At 65.4% G+C, this 1,056-nt stretch carries 1 protein-coding gene; it reads left to right on the top strand.

Translation table 11 applies throughout. The annotated features are described in order from the left end of the window. Positions 1 to 94: 94 nt before the first annotated feature. Positions 95 to 1,056 (top strand): 4-hydroxy-2-oxovalerate aldolase (dmpG, locus tag INT12_RS30450; RefSeq protein ID WP_193059174.1); only part of this gene is annotated, 962 nt, incomplete at its 3' end.

Raw genomic sequence — 1,056 nt, 5'->3', positions numbered from 1 at the left:
GCCTACGCTGGCAACCTCGACATCATGACCTCCGCAGCCTTGGCCACCGCCGAGCGCATGGCGCAGTCGATGCAACAGGCCTGAGGAGAGCGACATGAACGGTAAGAAAATCTACATCTCCGACGTGACCCTGCGCGACGGCAGCCACGCGGTGCGTCATCAGTATTCGTTGCAAAACGTGCAGGACATCGCCCGCGCCCTGGACAAGGCCAAGGTCGACTCGATCGAAGTCGCCCACGGCGACGGCCTGCAAGGCTCGAGCTTCAACTACGGCTTCGCCGCGCACACCGACCTGGAATGGATCGAAGCCGCCGCCGACGTGATCAGCCACGCCAAGATCACCACGCTGTTGCTGCCCGGCATCGGCACCGTGCATGACCTCAAGGCGGCGTACAACGCCGGTGCCCGCGTGGTGCGGATCGCCACCCATTGCACCGAGGCCGACGTCTCCAGACAGCACATTGAATACGCCCGCGAACTGGGCATGGACACCGTCGGCTTCCTGATGATGAGCCACATGATCCCGGCCGAGCAGCTCGCCGCCCAGGCCAAGCTGATGGAAAGCTACGGCGCGACCTGCGTGTACATGGCCGACTCCGGCGGCGCGATGAACATGCAGGACATCCGCGATCGCTTCCGTGCGTTCAAGGCCGTGCTCAAGCCGGAAACCGAAACCGGCATGCATGCCCACCACAACCTCTCGCTCGGCGTGGCCAACTCGATCACCGCGGTCGAGGAAGGCTGCGACCGCATCGACGCCAGCCTCGCCGGCATGGGCGCCGGGGCCGGCAACGCGCCGCTGGAAGTGTTCATCGCCGCCGCCGAACGCCTGGGCTGGAACCACGGCACCGACCTCTACACCTTGATGGACGCAGCGGATGACATCGTGCGGCCGTTGCAGGACCGGCCGGTGCGGGTCGACCGCGAGTCCCTGGCGCTGGGGTATGCCGGGGTCTATTCGAGCTTCCTGCGCCATGCCGAAATCGCTGCGGCCAAGTACGGTTTGAAGACCGTGGACATCCTCGTCGAGCTGGGCAAACGCCGGATGGTCGGTGG

This window comes from Pseudomonas sp. K8 (assembly GCF_014889455.1).
Classification (GTDB): domain Bacteria; phylum Pseudomonadota; class Gammaproteobacteria; order Pseudomonadales; family Pseudomonadaceae; genus Aquipseudomonas; species Aquipseudomonas veronii.
Note: the sequence above shows the minus strand (reverse complement) of the source record. Positions and strands in the feature narration are given on the sequence as shown.